Here is a 20021-nt window from a genome sequence, read left to right as displayed (position 1 = left end):
CCGCCCTGTGACAGAAGCGGAAGTTGAACAACCATCTGTGCGATCAAAATATAACAATATTTTGAAGGTGCAGCGGGTATCACTATCTTAAAACATGATATGTAAGAAGATAGGGGGCTGTGAGGAACCCAGATGGGATTTATCGTTGATGGAGCCAAGCTGAGATATCCGTTATGAAGAGACCAATAGCGCACAAAAATGATCGTCTGCCAGTGCCGAAAACGAATCACTTTACGCTTGAAGCGAGGCAGCGTGTTATCAATGGACTTGTTGCGACGGCTAAAGCTGACTTCGTATCCTTAGTTAACTGGCTGAAAACAGGTAAACAGAATGGTGAACCTATTCCGTTAGATAAATGCGAAAGTCTTCGAACTGCTATTCTTAATCTTGGGACCCTTAAAGCTGGTGTACAAACCGACTGGAAGCAGGTAATCCAGTTGATGGAAAAAGAAATCAAAAAAAGCCATCAACTGAATGCCTCGGTTCCTGCATCCTCGCAGCTTGTTACTGGTGTTCTTAGAAGTCTTAATGATATCAGCGAGAAGATCGCTGCGGGCAAAGCTGTTCCCGAGATGCTTGGCAGGCTCGAGAATATGCAGCAAATGATTGCCAACCTCAAGGATAATGAGGGGCTCATTAAAAGTATCAGCATTCTAACCCGAAGCGCACAGGATGCTTTGCGTGGCTATAGCAAGAAGCAGCCAAAATCAAAAATTAGGAGGCCTGAAAAAGCAAATCCTCTCCTTCGTGAAGAACAATCCTTTCGTGCTGAGTGTGCCCCACTAATCGGGGAAAACGATATTTTCATAATCGCTAGTTGCCTTATTTCAATGTCGGCTCGGTTGGGGCAGTCCCCTGTTAGCCTGGCTAAAAGAGCAGCCGCGTTAAAAGGTGTCATCAAAACTGGGCTTTTGCCCGAACTGCTGGAGTTACTTCAGCAGGATGTGGAGTTGAATGCCTTAGTTCCGCTCAACATAGACAAAGATGACATTACTCGTAGTGATGGTGGTAAGCTTGTGGGATTGACAGGGGTCGTTGAGGGGGGCTCCTCTATCGGTGTGGAAGCGCAGCGTATTATTACCGCAGAACTTAAAAAGCTCGCGTATATCTCCGCAGTTCAGCGCGTGTATCTGGATACAGCTCGTTTAGGACTGGCTTTGGAAAACGATACTTTTAAGGTTATCGAGGAGGTAAAACGTATTGCTGAGAAGCACAATTGGAGTCCATTATCGGTTGCGGTGTATGCGACTTCCAAAACGCCTGGCATAAGGCCGGATATCGCCGGAGATGTGATTACTTTACTGGCACAGGATGAGATCCTTTCAGCGACCGTCAAACGATAACTTTATTTGTATTAGCTCAGGTTTGACCTGACATAGGTGTGGCCCAGGGCTGGACTTAATCTGACAGTCCGCTCCGTGCCAGGAGCAGATGTTGTTGATATCAGTTTGTGTTGAGTAACGGGGAACATATCAACTGCAAAATGAGGCCTGTGTTTTCTATAAGTTCAGGTGAAAGTACATACCTTAACTAATCACCCCGGTGGCTATCGGGCAAGAGGCAACAATGGCGAAGAAACGCAAGGCGAAAAACTACATAACACCTGAGAAGATTGCAGCACGCAAGCAGGAAGAACAGCGTCATAAGCAAGCCGATGAGGTTATGGCCAACCTCAAGATCGGGAAAAGTCAGTACTTGGGCGTTTCTATTTGGAAGAATATCACCATCCAGCTGGCACGCGGAAAAAACGTCGCTGAAATCACGTACGATATGGAACGAGATACGTTGGTCGGCCAGTGCCGTACTATAGAGGTTAAACGCCTTCGAGCCAAAGAACATCAACAGCAAAGCAGAGCCAGTGCGGAAAAGATTGTAGCATCGCGCGTCCCGCCGCTAGCCACACCGGCTACCGTGGATAACCGCCAGAAACCGGGCAAACTCAGAGCCAAAACCCTTCATCTGCTGAAAAAAAAGCCCGCTAGCAGCAAAGTGGATGCGTGGACGATTGCACGCGACGTGTCACGGTCATCCGCACCTCAAAAGAAATTGACCTTTGGAGCGGTATTACATCAGAACCCAGTAGCTAAGCCTGAAGTTATCAGCTTTAGCGGAAACGAGAAGTGGTTAGAGGGGGCTGACACGCCAGCGGCTACCATTAAAAGATACGATCTTCCGCTGCCTAAGCCTAGAGAGGCCACCATGAGGCGCAAACTGACGGGTATTGAGAAGGCCATGAAGATGGTTCCCGTTGCAAGCCGTCACGAGTTTGCGATGTTCGTACATAAACACCATGAAAGTGGTTACACAGCAGAACAACTGCTCGCACAGTACTTGGCTGCTGCAATTACTGCACCTGGAGCAAATGATTCAGTTGTTGTCGTGCCGGAGATTATTAACGAAACGGCCGCCGTAGAGTTGACCGCACCATTACCGGTATCTCACGATCCATTTAAAGAAGCGCGCTTACCAAACCTCCGCCAGACGCTGGATATCAGCATCGAAACGCCGAAAGGTATGGACGAGCTGGGAGAGCAGGATATCACTACGGTCAACCCGCTGCGCGATGGCCGCGAGCTGAAAGGCGGCTCCTCCGAACGTCTGGTGCGTCAGCGCGATGCGGCAATCCAGACTGAGTTTAAAGCAGAGCTTTGCTACAACTTCGGTTACCGTTGTGCCGTGTCCGGTAAACATCTGGGCGGTGTACTGGATGCCGCTCACATTGAAAGCGCGGCCAAAGGGGATTACAGCGCGAGCAACGGCATTCTGCTGTCACCTACTCTGCACCGCCTGTTTGACGCGAACAAGATGGGAATTAATCCTGAGACAATGACTGTTCATTTCAAACCAGGCATTGAGTTTGAGGAATATGAAGGCCGTGTGATCACCCCAATGCATTACCGCCTGAACAAAGACAAACTGGCTGCTCGCTGGGGTGAATACCTGAGAGACGCAAATTGAGATACGCCATGCAGCGCTACCTTGAAGCAGGGCATAAAAAAACTGCCGCTGTTGATACCAGTGTAATTTCCGCCACTAATCACCCTTTCCTAGTACTTCCTATATGGCCAGAAGCGGGCGTTACGCACAAACTCTAATGGTTAATGGGCGAGGTATCTAATGCGCTTACAGGACGATGATAAAGTCTTGAGTGTTCTGGCTGCAAAGTAATCTCTTGAGTTACGATTTATAAAGTGGAGTATATTGTTGTTTTAAAGATATCAGATCCAGGGTTCGCAATAGGGATGTAATGTTAGTGGCAAAATATTCAATTGCACATGGTAACAGTCTGCTATTTGCTCAGAGCGGACAGTCAGATTTGATTGTACTTTGTCTACTGTAACTGTCACTTCGAGCTAATACACTTATTTTGAACTAGATTACCAATTCCTTTTTGATCCGGTAGAACGTTGCACGACTGATATCAGCAGCTTTCATTATGTGAGCTGGTTTAACGTTCTGTGCCAACATTTCACGTACCACTTCACGGGCTTCCATATCTTTCTCTTTTCCCGTATACAAACCTGCCTGTTTTGCTCTCTCGATCCCCTGTGCCTGGCGTTTACGGCGGGTTTCATAATCTTGTCGTGCCATTGTCGCAAGGATATCGATCAGCATAGCATTGACTGCCCGAAGAATGCCGCTGGTAAGGTCGTTGCCGGACATTTCAACCATCTGCCAGCTTGTTGGCAAATCCATCGAAACAATAACCAGTCCTTTACTGTTCAGCGTAGCTTTGAGTTCAGCCCATTCTTCATGTTGAAGACGACTGAGACGGTCAATCGATTCGATGAGAAGCAGATCGCCTGGTTGTGCTTCCTCAAGGAGATGCATCAGTTCCACACGCTCCAGCTTCGCACCACTGGCATTTTCAATGTATTCTCCGGCTACTTGCCAGTTTTTGCTTTGCGCAAATTCGCGCAGGCTAACTAATGCACGATCAGCATGTTGGCCTTCGGTAGATGCACGGCAGTAAATACGGACATTCATCATGCATTCTCTTTTGAGTGTTAAATGGATACCTATATGATACAGTGCGTGTTTTTGTTGTCAATAGAGTCAAATTCAACCCTATTGAGACTTTGTATCATGGTCTTTATCAGGTATACCCTAAAGAGACCTACAAGATGGAGAAAAACATCGACAATTTTGAAAGGAAGGGGATACCCGATTAGCCTTAACGCAGTAAACCACCCGCACAACGCGCTGAGATATCACTCTCCGAGGGAACTCCGGCGGCAGCGGGCGTTGTTAACTTAAAATACAAAAATTGTCCGGGAATGGTGGATCAAGAGCATCCGCAATATTACTCTTCTGGCGTGCAATTAGGCCAAGAGGGAATTAATAGCCAATTGGGAGTTTCTTGCTTGGTTTGTTTATTTCTTCCCTCAATTTGTATTGATTGTAAGGCTTGTAGCCACGTTCCCAACGACCGTTCGTATATTTCTTGCAGCGTCGCTCAATAACATGCTCCATTTTTTCAAGAATATTTTGTTCTAATTTGAATAACTGGTCATATGTACCATCATGCTGACGGGCGTCTGCTGATGCAACAGTTAGAAGAAGGTCTCTGCTTGGTCCACCGTTTTGGCAAAGAGAGTCATCCGGTACTTTGGACAGGTCTTTTGCAGTTAGCATGAGACCTGGTGACATCGCCCAGGAACTAGCTGATAATGATGCTACTGAAAGAATGGTAGTTACTAATAGCTTCTTCATTATATTATCCTTCTTTGAATTATCATTCCTACTATTAGGAAGTTAAAATATCTATATTGCTTTGAATTTTTTGAATGATTCTGAACTGCCTACTTGAGATGGATGCAAGAAGGTATATCAAAAATGATGACTGAAATTTTAATACAACCTTCGTAAGGTGATTTTGTTTCATTCTTCCATGAGTTCTATTTTTGTTACATGAGTGCCATTGCAGTATATTTTCAAATCTTCAGGCGGGGACTTCACTGCGTTACGGATTTTATTCATTGTATCTATCGTTAAAATATCGCAGCCTTCCATATACATAACCTTGCGAGTATCAATATCTGATATGTTAGTGAAACAGCTACTGACCCATGAATCAGGTATTTCAATTCCATGTATCAGTTTCATATACTCAATGATGAACGACTCTGTCATGTGAAATCGCCCGATCGTGTATTTTCCGATATACGCATTACCAGAAGACGAAGGTACCCAATCATTTTTTAAAACTAGAGTCTGTGCATTATTTCTCATTTTCAGACTCCAGTTCATGAATGCGATTGTTTGTCATGTCAACAAGGCATTTCTGTTCGTTATTGCAGTCGGATTTTTTCTTTATCCATTCTCTTTGAGAAGGGAGTAAGCGTTTTCGTGTTTCAGGGCTAAGGTTTTTCCAGACCGAATTTAGTTTCTCATCGCTTGCTTTATAACTGTGTGTATCGACATTTGAGGTTACTGCATTGTTTTTGGTGGCTTCGCGGTTGTTATTATAGAAAATGGGTGCGCGAACTCCCTGAGCGTAGTCTTTAGCTGCTTTGTCCCACACACCTTGACCATTGGCAGTCAGTATCTTTCTGAATTCTGTAGTGTTGAAACTGTAATTGCGGATCTCGCCATTGAAATCTAGTTTCACGTTGACGATGGTAGACTTCGCAATGCCAGTCAAGAAATCCCCAGCTTCTGAACCAAGTGAACAGACTAATTCCTTCGTATCGTCGTTATTCTTTGGGCGTAGTCCGTGCATCGTGAATCTGCCGTTATCAGTTGTAGCAGTGATATCTACCAGCGGCACGATCGAGGATGATTGCTTTGTTATCGCGAAGCATATTCCCTTCAGATTTACATCCCTGTCCATTCCGAGAAACATCAGGGCGTTTTTGTCGTTGCTGGCGACACCTGCTGATTTCGCTTCTGGCAAGAAATAGACGGTACTGGAGGCGGCGGTTATAGCTGAAATGAGAACAACGCCTGATGCCATGATTTTTAACGTTTTTATAAGGGTAGTCATTCTGGATACCTTCTTTCTATTGCACTCCATCTGGGGCAGATCACCATCCCGTGAGTCTTGCTTGTGAGAAACACTACTCGAAGAATCATGATCTTACATTGATCTATAAAATCTATCAATAACGTAAAATTGATCTATAAAAACGATCGATTGGGGTGTGTATAATTCCGAGATTGCTTTGATGTAACGGAAACGGAGACATGGCTATTGGGGGCGTTGGTAGGCTTCCCCTTGATAGGTATGCAAGGGGAGAGTGATTTACTGTAAAAGTTTTTCTAAGTCTTCCAGCGAGTTAATCTCGTATTTATTACCGTTGACAGTTGCATACGATTTATTTGTAGTGCTAGCTACCTTGATAGCCAATCCATTACCTTCGCTTTGGTTTACACCATCCTCCAGCTTGGTTATAAACGTCGGGTTTAGAATGCTGACTTCATGCTTGTCCTTAATATGCTGTGCAAATTTTTCAGGTGAAATCAGTTCATCAATGAAGGAGTGCAACACAAGCCCTTGCATTTTTAGTAAGTCATGATCATTAACTGTCTGTGCTTCTACATACGAAACACCAGGTGATCGGTTTCGATTGAACTTAATCACGATTCTCTGTTTTGTCTCGTCGGCGAAGGTTACTTCAAAATGACCATACCGCCCATCAATGTCATAGCAATCAATACGTTTGATAGCTTGCTTTATCTTCAACCTAATTCGCTTACGATCAGGGTTTTTAGTGTCATGAACATCGAAATTTCGGAATTGATCCCAGCCAGTTGTTTGAATTTCTGAGCGGCTGATTTTGTACTGTTGATATTCTCGCTCAAGCGTTATTTTTTTCTGTTTATTGGCATTAATCTGATCTGCCAATTCTTCGAGGTCATCTGTCAAAGTTGCCAGCTTTAGCAGCTTTTTAACAGCTTCAGATGCCTTTTCAATCTCAGATTCGTACCAAGCCGTTTTATCTTCTTGGTGGTTGTTCCAGACGTGATCAGCGATTAGTTGCAAAACAGTGTGCTCAAGCTGGTATGACGTAAAACCTTTTTTACCGCAAGGTTTACCCTGAACGATTTTTGAACCACATATATAACGGTACTTGTTTTCACTTGAACCAGATTTGAACATGAAAGAACCACATTTTCCGCAAAAAAGAATACCGATACCTGAGAGTAGCGGGATTTCTGGTTCAGGGTTACCTGCTGGATATTTTGATGAATTACGAGTGATGGCGCGGTGTCGATCTAATTTCGAAAGTGTCAAGTAGTCCACCTCCGACATAAGAGCAGGGTAGTAATCAGGGATAATGAATGTTTCTTTTAACGGTTCATCTGATTCGGAATCGTATATGATGACACCTGATTCATCGCGTTTATCCAGCTTAAAGGTTTTTTGTCCGTGAACAGTGGGGTTCAAAAATGTCCTGATCAAATGTTTACCCCATTGTTCAGTTTTGGGTGTCAGCGCTTGACCTGTCTGGTCTTTATAAACCCTCTTTTTAGGGGCAGGGTAATGTTCGTTAAGATATCGTTGGATTCCAAGAAGAGTTTCACCGTTTTGTTTAAGTTCGATAATCTTCTGAGCTGCGGTAAAATATAGAGGATGTGGAGTAACATATCCTGATTTTGTATCTACCCACCAAACATTCTGACCGACGGATTCTATTGCTTTTGCTGGTGTTCCCGATTCTCTTGTCAGGTTGTGTCGTATCAACGAACGGGCCTGGGCTTCAACTCGATTCTTTTTTGTCAACGACTCGTCGTGGGCGCGTGTGAACATCAACAATGAAATGATTAAATCGGTTGGATTATTCTTTACGTCCGCGTACTTATAGACCTTTTCATCCATGCCAGTAACAACGACTATCCCCCTGCTAAGTATGTTCTTGAATATATCCAAAGCGCTCCAGGCATCATCACGACTAATGCGGTCAAGATTTTCGACGACTAGCCACGAGCCAACGGGAACCTTAGCCCCAATCTGCTTGATGAACTCCGATAGCTTCCCTTCATGAGCATTTTTTCCTTTGAACGCAGACATGCCGAGATCGTGGAAAGCCGTTGTATCAAGTTCGAGATTATAACGGGCCGCAATTTTTAGAGCGGTATCTTGCTGACGCTCCAGGGAGTTACCTTCCCGTTGTTTCACAGATGAAAAACGCACGTACGAATACAGCTTGGGTTTCATTGAGTGTGATTCCCTTCGGATGGTATTGATTGATCAGATAGACCTGATGCTAACAGCAGGAATGTGAATTTTAAACAGTGAATAATTATATGTTAGGCAAGCCTGCAAATGTAAGGTGTTTTCAGTTATCTAAAGATAATTTATGTAAGATTTTTGGATCCAACCTTCGTCCCAAAGTTTGCAGTAGTCTACAACCGTCTCTGGGAATGTGTTCAACGAATCGAACAGATGCAATGACCTACCTAATCAAACTTGAGAATGATACTTGCCCTGTAACTGTAAGCATCTCACATAATAGTTTCATTCACATTTAGAGAGCCTCCGGCATAATCAATCAGCTAACAAAGGAGATCGCCATGCGTATAGTCCGTTTTACTGAATAGCAGATCATCGCCATGATTAAGTCGGTTTAAGCTGGACTAAATGCCAAAGGTGTAGGGCTGAAGGCAGACCTTTCAGAAGACACCTGCTACAACTGGAAGCCTCATTACTGCGATATAGACGTTTCTGATACTAAAGATACGGGATCTTAAGGACGAGAACTGACATCTTAAACAGATGATTACCAGTCTTTAAGCCTGAGCTGGTCATTCATCTAGCCAAGACATCCGGACTCAGTATCCGTCAGCCCAGTAGTTGTATGAAAATAAGCTGAGGGGATTTACGATTACCGTCCGGATATCTTACGTGACGAACCCGTTATTGCTGCATTGCAGGCGGTAGTAGAATGATATCCACAATACGATTTTTGCTAGCTGTACTTGATTCTGCGACGACAGGGATACCCGTGGCATCTCAATAAAATCCGCCCTATTTATACTCTGATGAAGCTGAATTATCACCGACAGGGAAAACACTGTTATCGGTGTGTAATCCCTCACCACTGGTCCTTGCGGAAACACTAAACCAAAGATGGTCGATCGATTTTATGCATGATTCCTTAGTCCGTTGTCGCACGTTTAAAGTAGTTCAAGATTGTAACCGGGAGGAGTTGCCGATTTGAATTGGCCTTATTTACCCGCTCCATGAGTGGTCTAGGGATCCGATAGGATTACGGTAAAGTCCGGCTATCCGTCTATGTTGCGCATGGATAATGGTCCGGAGTGTATTTTGCTGGTAGTGACGAATGTGTATGAAACATACTGAAACTGGAGTATTAACCAGGCGGGTAAATCGATGTAGATTGCTTTTATGAGCATATTAGCCGGAGATACCATACAGGAGAACCCGATTATTATCTGTACAGAGCACTGAATGAAGCACGAGAAATGACGGAAAAAATTGTTGTCAGAATATAGCCGTGAACGCCCGCATTAATTGTTGAATGATATGATAACGTAGGAATACTGCAAAAAAAATTATCTGGTCGGGATCTCAAAAATGCATGGGACAAAAAGGATCTATTAACAAATTTTAAAAGAAAATTCCGCAACGTTACTGACAATCATGTTAAAAGGTATAGAAATGTAAATACATTATCCTATTAAGAAATGTATACTAATTGTTGATGTTAAGCAATTGTCTTTGCATTTCTTCGCGTGTAAAATGTACTAACATATTAATGAAATGTTAGGTCGCTTAAAGGACATATCATTAATAGAAAGTATATTTGGATAATGATTTATAACAAACATGTTGCTAACAAGTAAAGGTTTTATGATCATTCGAGTATGCTTAATTATATTAAGTACACTATCAGTTGGTTGTTCTACAGAGGGTGTTCAATCACTTATTGTTGAGCTTCTTGATGAGTCTAATGTTTGTCCAAGAGGAATTGATAGTGTATCTCGCGAATGTCGATGATATATCAGGTGGCAAATTTTTAAGTATAAACTAACATGATGGCTTATATCCATGATATTAAGCATAGATTATTCATGTCGGTGATATAAACTATATAGAGAGAAATTGCATTCTGTTACAAAAATTGTACTCGAATCAAGGGTTAATTATTCTTATCTGAAGTAAGTTTATAGTTATATCAATAAAGATAATAAATACCAGCAGTTTATCTGCTGGTATTTTATAAAAAACTATACAGGATTTACTAGTCCAACACAAACCGTGTAAATACTGCTTTGCTTATCTTTCTGAAAGTCTAAAGCTATAATATGATCGATCTTTAGTTGTGGCCATTGAGTTATTGCTTTAGTAAAGCTTGAGTTTTCACATTGTCCTTCTGCATGACCGATAATCAAAGCACCAAATTTCTGAATGTCACTAAACTCGATGTCTTTGTTGTAAATATTAGGTTGGGTATTTTCATCCCAGCGAGTTATGACTTGTGGTCGTGAAGAAGCATAAAAAGTGACCCATTCAGAAAGATAATCGCCTCCAACATACTTGAAAGGAGAATTATAATGTTTCTGCCAAATTGCTTCAACTTTTTGGCTAAAAGTTATTACACCTTGCATTTTATGACCGGAATTGCTGATGTTCAGTGTTAATACTGATATATATCCTATTAGAAAAAGTAAAGCTGTTGCAAATAAAGCTAAAAATGCTTTGCGAAAAGATTGTCCATTATAATTTCTTACGCAAGCGACAATAATAGGAGGTGCTATAATGAAAAAAGGCTGTAGCCACTCTGTTAAACGCCCTCCGTGATGAAAAAGGAACCATAGCCAAATGAAGAATTGTGGTAAGAAAGCGACGTATATAATGACGAGTATAGAAATTTCTGTGGGCCATTTTAAATAGAGTTTATAATGATGTAGAATTAATAGCAAAAACAAAAGTGGGTAAAATATGCTAATTAGTTTTACAATAATTTTAGGATTGAATTGTCTCATGATCTGTGAGTCAACCCAATCTACAGCAGCAAAGTTATGATCCCAAAGCCATAAAATATTAGGAATCACAATGCATACACAGAGAACTATCGCGAGGTAGAAAAAAGTAGAACGATAGCAAGAACGAATTTTTGGCACAACAAGTGTGGCGATGAAAACGGCAAAGACAAATGCAAATGTAGAATATTTAGCCATCATTCCCAATCCAGCTACAAGCGAGAATAATAACCACCACGCCGGATGCCGAGTGATTGAAAAATAAAAAAATAAAAACATCCATGGCCACAGCATAATAAGTAAATAATTATCATTGTAACTTATTATGTCGAAATTTATAATACCAGATAGGTTTAAAGTTAATAATGCTAGCCATGCCAATTTTTCGTTACCACTTAGGTATTTTGCTAAATACCAACAACCAAGCATGCCTATAGCAATTGCAGCAAAATGCGTACTATACCAATATAGGCTCATAGGAAACTCAGTGAGCCATAAAGTCGGTCTCCATATCATACCAACTAACCATGGATTCTTAGGCGAACCCCAATGAGCATTTTGTGCCCAATTGAGAGCCTCAATCGCGTCATAAGGAACAGTTGGATCAAGCCAAGTAGTAGCAATTGTCCAAAAAATAGCATATAGGCTAACCCAAGAGAATAAATATAATCGTTTCATCACTTCTCTATATTTTTAAACAAAATGATAATATTGAATAAAATAACATCATTAGTTAAAGGTAAAATTATTGATAGTCTTAATAAGCTAATAGAATTAGTACGTAAACACTCAGCAGTTTTTTGTAATTCTTACAAGCGATGCTTTATGAATATGTTCTTCATCCGATGAAAATGAAACTACTCCTCTAATTGATTTTCCAAAAATAAGAACACCAGTGCTTAACACTTCGTCAACTGAATCAAGGTCATATTCGTTTTGATCCGTTGTATAAGCTTTAAAGCAGTGTTCAGATAAATCTATAGAGTCCTTACTGAGCTGTGTAACTATCAATTCAAAACTTTTTATAAATAAATGTTTATCTCCTACTGTTATAGCCCATCGGGACTTTTCAGTTGCATGAATAGCAACAGAGTCTAAGTTATTGGCTTGAATAGGCAAGCTGACCATGGATAACATATTTATAAATAGGAATGCATATAATTTCATCATTTTATTTAAGCATATAGTGATAGTGGGTTATGTACTGTTCTTGTTATTTTTTATAGTACAAGATCATAGTTAAACTAAAGTTAAATATAATTCTTCTTGCAAAAAATAATCACGAGAAAAATCTGAAGGATTTGCATATTTAGATTTTCGTAATTGAGCGGTGATAGATAGATTGAATGAAGAAAAAGGACACTGCTTTAAAAGTCATGTTGAAGGGAATATTGTGTTGCTCACATGTATTTTAACAATGAGATTTTAGTGCCACGATAAAATTTACTTTGTGTGGTCTATTTAGTAAACTATTTTGTTATAATGTCGATAATGATTTTTTGAGATTAAGTGCTATAATTATAATTGGTTTATAAAATTACTGTGTAATAAAAAGGTATACAAATGAATAAAATCCATTTTGAAGAAAAGCTTGAGAAATCATTGTCACTTATGAAGGAAAGGAACATGTGGGAGTTAAATTATGCACCACCATTATATAAAAGGTTATGGAAAAAAGGTTATCAAATCCCGCCACCTCCATTTGCATCCGTATGGCTAAATACATTAATATTTGGGATGTATTTTTCGATTGTATGGGGTGGACTTTTGTTAGCCTTGCTATTATTACTTGATATCTTCGAGGTTAAAATATTTCTAATGTATTCTTTCTCGGCAGGTATTCTTTTTGGTATATCAATGAGTATTTACCATTTATGGCGCAGAGTGGTAAATCAATTGCCTGAATGGGACGATTTATAATGGGTTGTAGATAATATTTGGATATGCAGTTACTTAGGTAGCGAAAATACACTGCATATCCTTTTTTAAACCAATAACTTGTATTTGACTTTTTTATAATATTAAATCATCGTCGACCATTACATCTCTGACAAATCGAACAGGATAAGTCATTTCAATAGTATGGCCATCAATATAATGATTGATCATGTCAAATGTATAATACAAGTAAGGTATGCTTTGAATTTGCGTTGAACTCCAATAAGGCGATGCTCCTTCACCATTATCTTGGGGTATGTCAAAATATGATTTGAAAAGGTCATTTTTAAGACAGCTATTTGAAGATAGTAAAGATAATTCCTCGATATTTGGCAGTCTCCACCCATTCCCTTGTTTTGTTGCTTCTCCAAAAGCTGTACTCAAAGTAAGGGGAGTTGGTTCTCCAGTACATCCATTCTCTTTATTCCATTGCATGCCGAAAGTGCAAGCCTGCCATTCTAGGTTGTTTTTAATATCTATCACTGTCGAATTCTCGGTGATGAAATCACACTGAGCATATGTAGACAAACTACTCATAGCTAATGATAAATAGATGAAGATTTTCATTGTTTTCATGATGAAATTTAAGCCATCACAATGAAGTGATGGCTACAGTTAAGTTTATTTAAGGTTATCAATTGCGATTCTTGAAGCTTCTGCGATTACTTTATCCTCATGCTTGGCTTCTTTTTCGTTTTTTGTAGTGTATACAGAAATTATAAGAGGAGCTCGGTTCTTTGGCCAGACTACCGCATAATCATTTGCCGTACCGTATGCACCGCAACTACCAGTTTTATCGCCAACTACCCAATCGCTTGGTACGCTAGCACGAATACGCGCTGCACCGGTTGTGTTACCCTTTAACCATGTCTGATAGGTTTCCTTTTCACGCTCATTGAGTATGTTACCCAGTGCAAGGGTTTTCAGGCTCTTAGCTACTGCTGCAGGTGTAGATGTGTCACGTTCATCGCCAGGAATAGCTGTGTTTAGATCTAACTCCCAACGATCGAGTCTAAAATCTTTATCTCCAATCGACCGCATGAATTTAGTCATACCCTCAGGACCACCGATATATCGTTCAAGGATAATATTAGTAGCACCATTGTCGCTATATTGTAAAGCTGCAGCAGCCATATCACCTAATGACATTCCATTATCTTTATATTTAGTTGTGATGGGTGAATGGAACTCTAAACTTCTTGTATTATAATTCACGATCTGATTAAGATTTAGTTGATTATCTTGAGAGCCTTTTAATACAGCAGCAGCTAAAAAACCTTTGAAAGAACTACATAATGGGAATCGTTCATTTGCTTTGTATGAAAATGATTTGCCTGAGCCAGTGTCTAAAGCGTAGACACCAATTCTACCATTGAAATCTGTTTCAAGGTCTTTAATCTCATCGATGCCCTTTGTATTGGCCTGTGAGAAAAATGATATTGAAACTAAACAAGAGCTAAACAAGATGGCTATTCTACTTGGTTTTACATTAAGTGACATGGTTTTACCTTATATACAATTTTCTATATTAACTAGGACATGGCGGGTATTAACTTTCAACAGAGGGCGATTATACAGTTGTTATTTTTTCTTTGAAGCAATATAATTTTTATACAGCCATAACTTTTTCTTTGGGTTACTATGCGTGCCAGATTACCTTTAAATGCATTACGAGCTTTTGAAGCTTCTGCAAGATATCTAAATTTTACTAAAGCCGGACTAGAGCTTCATGTAAGCCAGGCCGCCGTAAGCCAGCAGGTAAGAACACTTGAACAGATGCTTGGTGTGGCTCTTTTTACAAGAGTACCGCGTGGGTTACAGTTGACAGACGAAGGGCTGCATCTTTTGCCTTCGATTACAGAAGCTTTGCAGATGATGAGTTCTGCCATGGATAAATTCCATGAAGGTAAGATTAAAGAAGTGCTTACTATTGCTGTCGTTGGGACTTTTGCAATAGGTTGGCTTCTTCCTCGGATTACTGAGTTCCTTAATGAAAATCCATGGATTGATATTAGAATTTTAACGCATAATAACGTTGTCAATCTAGCTGCAGAAGGTATTGATGCATCTATTAGATTTGGATCAGGCGGCTGGATTAATACGGAAAATATTTTACTCTTTCAGGCGCCGCATACAGTATTATGTTCCCCGGAAACATCCAAGAAACTGTGCATTCCATCAGACTTAAAAAAAGTTTGCTTACTGCGCTCCTATCGAAAGGATGAATGGAATAATTGGTTTAAAGCTGCTGGGATCGACTCTTGGACTGTTAACGGGCCTATCTTTGATTCTACCAGACATATGATAGATGCTGTAAAATTAGGTGATTATGCAGCATTAGTTCCTTATCATATGTTTCAAAAAGAATTAAATGAGCGCTCCGTAGCAAAACCTTTTGAAATTTATGCCACGCTTGGCGGTTATTGGCTGACTTTACAGAAATCTCGGGTTAATCATAATAGTGAAGCACTTAATGTTTTTAAGGAATGGATTATCGAGCATAGCAGAGAGTTTGTACTTAAATCCTAATCTCTGCTAAAGATATATTAATGCTTATTATTTAAGTAATCGTACCAAAAACTTCTCTTACCTTTATAATTGACTGTTGTAAGACATCTGATGATATGCCGGCTAATTTTTTTTGAATCAATGTTTAAGATTTCACTAACTTGATAATAATCAAGCTGTAAATAAAAATAGTAATAAAGAACTTTTAATCCTAAGAAGTGATGTTTTTTAAATCTCATAAATGATTCAACATATAAACTTCTTAAAACGTTATCTATAGACAAGGTTTCACTTTGAAAGTGAAAAGTAGAGGTTTCATTAAACATTAATGAAATCAAGTCACGATATTTTTTATCATAAATTACAATTAGTTTATAGTGTTTTGAAATAGATAAAATATCTATAAAGTCAATAAACTCCTCTTTTGTATAAACTAATGCATCGCTACGCGATATTCCATCGTATATACCCAATGATAAATAGCTGTTATCACTAAAGATTAAAATTAAGTTTTGTTTATTGTTCATGTAAATTTGTAAGCTTGTAAGATTATTTATAGGTTGTGTAAATTTTTTCAGTTTATGTAAATTACAAGTAAAATTTTTGCTAGAGAAATGCTCCTTATGAATTTTATAATTTTTGTTTTATGATGCTATCATTAAATTTATTATTCAAAACTATTAAATGTTAAACGCTTGCTAAACGAATGCATTATTGCATAACAATTAATTGTAGTTTTTAACTTTTTGTTTATGATGCTTCAAGGGAAAATTGTTTTTAATAAAATGTGTATATCATAAACTTTTTAAAGATAATGCTATGTTAGAAAAGAAGAACGTTTTTTTTAATCATAAGAATTTAATTCTTATTACAGTTATTTTAATGTATCTACCCGTATCTTTAGATGCTACTATTCTACATGTTGCAACGCCATCATTAGCTTTAGATCTTAAAGCTTCTTCCAAGGAAGTTTTATGGATTATAGATATCTATTCGTTGGTTATGGCATGTCTTTTGCTGCCTATGGGGGTACTAGCAGATAAAATTGGTTTCAAAAAGATATCTCTGATTGGCGTGTTATTATTTTGTGTTGCATCATGTTTAGCATATATATCTTCTAATACCATCATGTTAATTTGCGCAAGAACTTTATTGGCCATTGGGGCTGCAATGATCATTCCAGCAACCCTCTTGGCATTAAGACTATCTTTCGTTAAGCCAAAAGAGCGTGCTGTTGCACTCGGCGTATGGTCCGCTATAGGCACTGGTGGAGCTGCATTCGGTCCATTTGTAGGTGGGCTTTTAATAGAAAATTATTCGTGGAACTCAGTCTTTTTTATCAATATTCCTATTTGCTTCATTGTTTTTTTTATGTTAGTGAGTCTTAGAGAATATAAAGTATTAAACACTTCTAAAATTATTAATTTACTAGATCCTTTGCTTTTGATGTTTTCTATATTAATGATTGTGTTAGGTGTTAAAAACTTAGGGGCTTCTGAAGAGTTTATTAAATATTTTTCATTCATTATTTTGGGACTAGTTTTGCTATTGATATTTTGGAAAAGGCAGATAAAGCATGTTCATCCAATGATTGATATTGAGCTCTTCAAACATAAGCCTATATTAGCGGGGCTAATACTTGCGTTTATCGCTATGGCCACGCTGGTTGGATTCGAATTTTTTGTTTCTCAGGAATTACAATTAGCATTTGGGTTATCACCTTTTCAAGCTGGATTATTTCTATTTCCATTTATTATAGCGAGCTCTATATCTGGTCCTTTCGTTGGTTTCACACTTACATGGTTAGGAGTTAAAAAAATTGGATTTTATGGTGTTTTATTAAGCTCGTTATGTTTCTTTTTCATGGCGTTTATGGACTTTAGTTCTAATGGATGGGAGGTTTGGCTTACAATGATTATATTGGGGTTTTGCATAGAAGCAGCTCTAATCTCCTCTACATATGTAATTATGAATGCCGCAAAAAAAGAGAAAGCGGGGGAAGCTGGAGCAATTGAGGGAATGGCGTATGAACTTGGAGCAGGAACTGGTATCATATTATTCGGAATGATTATGTCGGCTTCATTCACAGCCAATCTGTCTGTTGATTTTCTTGCTGATATCAAACAAGCTCCTCCATTATCATTAAGTGAGGCGATCAGTATTGCAGATCTATTACCTAACTGGCAAGGACAAGAATTGATTCATGCTTCAAAAATTGCCTTTCTAAATTCTCACGGTAATGTAATGCTTGTTGCAGCGATTTTGTTAATTTTATTATCATTTATTATTTCACATTTACTTAAAGAGTATTCGGACACTCATGAATAGTTTTTTATGTACTACTTTAATCATTATGTGCGTACATTAGCTAAGAGATTGAAATGTTTTATTGAGAACTTCCAATGCATAGAGGTACATCTAATATCAAAGCCAATTTAGTTAGACATTCATCTCGACTTAGTTCTAAGAATATCGGTCTGATTAGTATTTTTATTGGTTTTTAGATGTTAATTATTAGCTGTTGTTGACTAACTTAAGATATGCTTTATTTTTTTTATACGCTAATTATAAACTAAAGGTTTGGTATTACATAATGCATATTCTAGAACAATATCTCCGAACAGTGTTATTGCAGGAAGATAGAATCACAGATTATGAAAGGGAACAATACCCCTATAACATTCCAGCTTTGAAAAATTTTCATTGTATGGATCTGCATCCGCGGGTAACTTTTCTCATGGGAGAAAATGGTAGTGGAAAATCAACTTTGGTTGAAGCTATTGCAATAGCCGCAGGATATAATGCAGAAGGAGGGTCACGTAATTTTAACTTTCATTCAAATGAAAGTCATTCTTCACTTCATCATGCAATTCGACTAGTAAGAGGAGTAAGGCGACCAAAAGATGGATTCTTTTTCAGAGCTGAAAGTTTTTATAATGTTGCAACAGAGATTGATAGTTTAGGTGTGCAAGGAGCCTATGGTGGACGTTCCCTTCACGAACAATCGCACGGGGAATCTTTTATGTCATTATTATTGAACCGCTTTGCACCGAATGGCCTGTATATTTTAGATGAACCTGAGGCAGCTTTATCACCTACCAGACAAATGGCTGCGCTCGCTCATATCCATCGCTTGGCTCAGAGCAATTCACAATTTATAATAGCAACCCATTCTCCTATACTAATGTCATATCCAGATTCGAAAATATTGCATTTTAGTGAAAACGGGATTGAATCTATTAAATTAGAGAATACAGATCATTACATTGTGACTCGTCGGTTTGTAAATAATCCTCAAGCTATCTTAAATGAGCTCTTAGACTATGATTAAAAAGCGTTTGTTGAAAAGAAACATAAACAATTGCTTAGTACCTTTTAATGTGTTTTTTTTAAACGGTAAATTAACAATATAACATTGGTAAATAGAGATAATAACTCATTGAATACGATTGCTATTCTCGAATTCTTTTTTATCGTTAGTTATGATAGCTGTTTTCTTATGTTTTGAACACGGAATTAATTAACTATCATTTCTATTCCTATTTCTGTGTCGTTATTTTATAAATGATAAATTACGGGAGGGATATATTATCTTTATATCCAAAATAACCATTTTCATAATCATACAAAATGTCATATCTATTTAAAAAATTGAATCCTGTATTAACGAATATTTGTTGCCTTGTCGTGTTTAAAAATATCTCTTTGGGAGAAGTGTTTGTTTTGTGTCCCCCGGTAATAATTTCATATTCTATTCCTTCTGCTAGTTTAATATTTAATGTTGTTCCGTTAGGTAATTGCCCACCATTAACACTATAGTTAGGTATTGTTAAAAACATACTTTTTACTCCTGTATCAATAAGGACAGTACCACATTGATACCCTTGCCAACCAGTTATTTTGATACAAGCTGGCGGTGCGATCCATTCGTGTTTATTTTCATTTGAAGGTTGTAATTTAATAAAGGAAAATCCTTTGGCTGTATCCTTATTAATTCCAACATATATGCCATTGCGCGTTAGTGTATATCCATTGTTGCTTCCTGATTTTGTATTTAAAAGGGGGTTTGTATTTGGAGTGCTTTCGCTCTGCAAGCTACTTTCTCGATCAAAACCGATGCCCATCATTGATACATGCTCAGGGTTTAGTTCAGGTTTACAATTTCTTGCCTTAGCAAGGCACTGGATTTCGTTAACAGCCAATACTGGGATAATATTCGTAGATACGAATTTTTCCCCATCACCAATTGTGAGAGTAGTATTGAGCCAAGAACCTATCATAATACGTCCGGAACTATTGTACGTGATTTTACCTGGTCTAGCTGATAAATTATTTGCATTTGGTATTGCTGAAGATGAAATCACTAAACCTGTAGAGCCAGTATCAACTACTACCTCTCGTTCAGCACCGTCAGGAAATGAGACAAACAACTTCGGCGCAGTCTCATCACCACTTAAATTGTCGTTGTTTATAAATTTTAAATATACTGAATCATTGTTTTCTGAAAAAATCGGCTTACTTATTTCTGCATCAGATACTGCAGCATAAGAAGCTATTCCAAACGGAAGAATTACACAAAAAATGGCTAGGATGTTTACTTTTATCGCTACTGGGTGTATTTGCAT

Annotated in this window: 16 protein-coding genes and 2 pseudogenes; 8 read left to right on the top strand and 10 right to left on the bottom strand. The window is 38.7% G+C overall.

The genetic code is table 11. The features are described 5' to 3' along the window. The first annotated feature begins 173 nt into the window (after positions 1 to 173). Together AB3N39_RS14150 and AB3N39_RS14145 are read left to right on the top strand one after the other, a co-directional pair. A complete protein-coding gene (locus AB3N39_RS14150) occupies positions 174 to 1343 on the top strand; it encodes a hypothetical protein (RefSeq protein ID WP_090419466.1) in 1170 nt (389 codons plus the stop codon). Positions 1344 to 1566: 223 nt separating this feature from the next. Next, entirely contained in the window at positions 1567 to 2958 is a 1392-nt protein-coding gene (locus tag AB3N39_RS14145; protein ID WP_320716953.1) for an HNH endonuclease signature motif containing protein, read from the top strand. Positions 2959 to 3372: 414 nt separating this feature from the next. Here AB3N39_RS14145 and AB3N39_RS14140 read toward each other — a convergent pair whose 3' ends face one another. From AB3N39_RS14140 to AB3N39_RS14125, 4 genes are all read right to left on the bottom strand, one after another. Then, positions 3373 to 3987: a recombinase family protein gene (locus tag AB3N39_RS14140; protein WP_003846897.1), complete on the bottom strand. Its 615-nt coding sequence runs from the start codon at positions 3985 to 3987 to the stop codon at positions 3373 to 3375. Positions 3988 to 4338: 351 nt separating this feature from the next. Next, positions 4339 to 4713 (bottom strand): hypothetical protein, encoded by a 375-nt coding sequence (locus AB3N39_RS14135; protein ID WP_048224154.1) that lies wholly within the window; start codon positions 4711 to 4713, stop codon positions 4339 to 4341. A 508-nt stretch (positions 4714 to 5221) separates the two neighbouring features. Then, a complete protein-coding gene (locus AB3N39_RS14130) occupies positions 5222 to 5986 on the bottom strand; it encodes a lysozyme inhibitor LprI family protein (protein WP_176472203.1) in 765 nt (254 codons plus the stop codon). Positions 5987 to 6244: 258 nt separating this feature from the next. After that, positions 6245 to 8161 carry a recombinase family protein gene (locus tag AB3N39_RS14125; protein WP_090419475.1) on the bottom strand — a complete coding sequence of 639 codons (1917 nt, stop codon included), beginning with the start codon at positions 8159 to 8161 and terminating at the stop codon, positions 6245 to 6247. A gap of 95 nt (positions 8162 to 8256) precedes the next feature. On the opposite strand from AB3N39_RS14125, the pseudogene AB3N39_RS14120 reads away from it, so the two are divergent. Together AB3N39_RS14120 and AB3N39_RS14115 are read left to right on the top strand one after the other, a co-directional pair. Beyond that, positions 8257 to 8475: pseudogene (locus AB3N39_RS14120) on the top strand (hypothetical protein); the annotation flags it as partial. An 81-nt stretch (positions 8476 to 8556) separates the two neighbouring features. Further along, positions 8557 to 9502: pseudogene (locus AB3N39_RS14115) on the top strand (IS3 family transposase). A 692-nt stretch (positions 9503 to 10194) separates the two neighbouring features. Here AB3N39_RS14115 and AB3N39_RS14110 read toward each other — a convergent pair. Together AB3N39_RS14110 and AB3N39_RS14105 are read right to left on the bottom strand one after the other, a co-directional pair. Further along, positions 10195 to 11628 carry a glycosyltransferase family 39 protein gene (locus AB3N39_RS14110; protein WP_095441359.1) on the bottom strand — a complete coding sequence of 478 codons (1434 nt, stop codon included), beginning with the start codon at positions 11626 to 11628 and terminating at the stop codon, positions 10195 to 10197. Between the two features lie 111 nt (positions 11629 to 11739). Continuing rightward, entirely contained in the window at positions 11740 to 12120 is a 381-nt protein-coding gene (locus tag AB3N39_RS14105; protein WP_080347310.1) for a DUF4354 family protein, read from the bottom strand. A gap of 393 nt (positions 12121 to 12513) precedes the next feature. Here AB3N39_RS14105 and AB3N39_RS14100 point away from each other — a divergent pair, with 393 nt between their 5' ends. Continuing rightward, positions 12514 to 12870 (top strand): DUF6404 family protein, encoded by a 357-nt coding sequence (locus tag AB3N39_RS14100; protein ID WP_053073499.1) that lies wholly within the window; start codon positions 12514 to 12516, stop codon positions 12868 to 12870. A gap of 93 nt (positions 12871 to 12963) precedes the next feature. Here AB3N39_RS14100 and AB3N39_RS14095 read toward each other — a convergent pair whose 3' ends face one another. Both AB3N39_RS14095 and AB3N39_RS14090 read right to left on the bottom strand, forming a co-directional pair. Then, positions 12964 to 13464 carry a DUF1566 domain-containing protein gene (locus tag AB3N39_RS14095; protein WP_080347309.1) on the bottom strand — a complete coding sequence of 167 codons (501 nt, stop codon included), beginning with the start codon at positions 13462 to 13464 and terminating at the stop codon, positions 12964 to 12966. A gap of 45 nt (positions 13465 to 13509) precedes the next feature. Further along, positions 13510 to 14388 (bottom strand): carbapenem-hydrolyzing class A beta-lactamase IMI-1, encoded by an 879-nt coding sequence (locus tag AB3N39_RS14090; RefSeq protein WP_053073497.1) that lies wholly within the window; start codon positions 14386 to 14388, stop codon positions 13510 to 13512. A gap of 141 nt (positions 14389 to 14529) precedes the next feature. On the opposite strand from AB3N39_RS14090, the gene imiR reads away from it, so the two are divergent. After that, entirely contained in the window at positions 14530 to 15417 is an 888-nt protein-coding gene (gene imiR / locus AB3N39_RS14085) for a LysR family transcriptional regulator ImiR/NmcR (protein ID WP_048224141.1), read from the top strand. 17 nt (positions 15418 to 15434) lie between these two features. Here imiR and AB3N39_RS14080 read toward each other — a convergent pair whose 3' ends face one another. After that, positions 15435 to 15923 carry a hypothetical protein gene (locus AB3N39_RS14080; RefSeq protein ID WP_127353396.1) on the bottom strand — a complete coding sequence of 163 codons (489 nt, stop codon included), beginning with the start codon at positions 15921 to 15923 and terminating at the stop codon, positions 15435 to 15437. Between the two features lie 292 nt (positions 15924 to 16215). Between AB3N39_RS14080 and AB3N39_RS14075 the strand changes: the two genes are divergently transcribed. Next, positions 16216 to 17724 (top strand): MFS transporter, encoded by a 1509-nt coding sequence (locus AB3N39_RS14075; RefSeq protein WP_367896820.1) that lies wholly within the window; start codon positions 16216 to 16218, stop codon positions 17722 to 17724. Between the two features lie 265 nt (positions 17725 to 17989). Beyond that, positions 17990 to 18727: an AAA family ATPase gene (locus AB3N39_RS14070; RefSeq protein WP_072061317.1), complete on the top strand. Its 738-nt coding sequence runs from the start codon at positions 17990 to 17992 to the stop codon at positions 18725 to 18727. Between the two features lie 241 nt (positions 18728 to 18968). Here the strand turns inward: AB3N39_RS14070 and AB3N39_RS14065 are convergent, their stop codons facing one another. Continuing rightward, positions 18969 to 20021: a hypothetical protein gene (locus tag AB3N39_RS14065; RefSeq protein ID WP_367896819.1), complete on the bottom strand. Its 1053-nt coding sequence runs from the start codon at positions 20019 to 20021 to the stop codon at positions 18969 to 18971.

Origin of the sequence: Enterobacter vonholyi (genome assembly GCF_040834095.1) — a bacterium.
GTDB classification, from domain to species: Bacteria; Pseudomonadota; Gammaproteobacteria; order Enterobacterales; family Enterobacteriaceae; genus Enterobacter; species Enterobacter vonholyi.
The sequence above is the reverse complement of the archived record's forward strand: the minus strand, read 5'-3'. Positions and strand labels throughout refer to the sequence as shown.

What these genes read in the sequence shown, in the direction of transcription:
- AB3N39_RS14150 (WP_090419466.1), top strand. Translation starts at nt 174, where the DNA reads ATGAAGAGACCAATAGCGCACAAAAATGATCGTCTGCCAGTGCCGAAA.
- AB3N39_RS14145 (WP_320716953.1), top strand. Translation starts at nt 1,567, where the DNA reads ATGGCGAAGAAACGCAAGGCGAAAAACTACATAACACCTGAGAAGATT.
- AB3N39_RS14140 (WP_003846897.1), bottom strand. Translation starts at nt 3,987, where the DNA reads ATGAATGTCCGTATTTACTGCCGTGCATCTACCGAAGGCCAACATGCT.
- AB3N39_RS14135 (WP_048224154.1), bottom strand. Translation starts at nt 4,713, where the DNA reads ATGAAGAAGCTATTAGTAACTACCATTCTTTCAGTAGCATCATTATCA.
- AB3N39_RS14130 (WP_176472203.1), bottom strand. Translation starts at nt 5,986, where the DNA reads ATGACTACCCTTATAAAAACGTTAAAAATCATGGCATCAGGCGTTGTT.
- AB3N39_RS14125 (WP_090419475.1), bottom strand. Translation starts at nt 8,161, where the DNA reads ATGAAACCCAAGCTGTATTCGTACGTGCGTTTTTCATCTGTGAAACAA.
- AB3N39_RS14110 (WP_095441359.1), bottom strand. Translation starts at nt 11,628, where the DNA reads ATGAAACGATTATATTTATTCTCTTGGGTTAGCCTATATGCTATTTTT.
- AB3N39_RS14105 (WP_080347310.1), bottom strand. Translation starts at nt 12,120, where the DNA reads ATGATGAAATTATATGCATTCCTATTTATAAATATGTTATCCATGGTC.
- AB3N39_RS14100 (WP_053073499.1), top strand. Translation starts at nt 12,514, where the DNA reads ATGAATAAAATCCATTTTGAAGAAAAGCTTGAGAAATCATTGTCACTT.
- AB3N39_RS14095 (WP_080347309.1), bottom strand. Translation starts at nt 13,464, where the DNA reads ATGAAAACAATGAAAATCTTCATCTATTTATCATTAGCTATGAGTAGT.
- AB3N39_RS14090 (WP_053073497.1), bottom strand. Translation starts at nt 14,388, where the DNA reads ATGTCACTTAATGTAAAACCAAGTAGAATAGCCATCTTGTTTAGCTCT.
- imiR (WP_048224141.1), top strand. Translation starts at nt 14,530, where the DNA reads ATGCGTGCCAGATTACCTTTAAATGCATTACGAGCTTTTGAAGCTTCT.
- AB3N39_RS14080 (WP_127353396.1), bottom strand. Translation starts at nt 15,923, where the DNA reads ATGAACAATAAACAAAACTTAATTTTAATCTTTAGTGATAACAGCTAT.
- AB3N39_RS14075 (WP_367896820.1), top strand. Translation starts at nt 16,216, where the DNA reads ATGTTAGAAAAGAAGAACGTTTTTTTTAATCATAAGAATTTAATTCTT.
- AB3N39_RS14070 (WP_072061317.1), top strand. Translation starts at nt 17,990, where the DNA reads ATGCATATTCTAGAACAATATCTCCGAACAGTGTTATTGCAGGAAGAT.
- AB3N39_RS14065 (WP_367896819.1), bottom strand. Translation starts at nt 20,021, where the DNA reads ATGCAAATACACCCAGTAGCGATAAAAGTAAACATCCTAGCCATTTTT.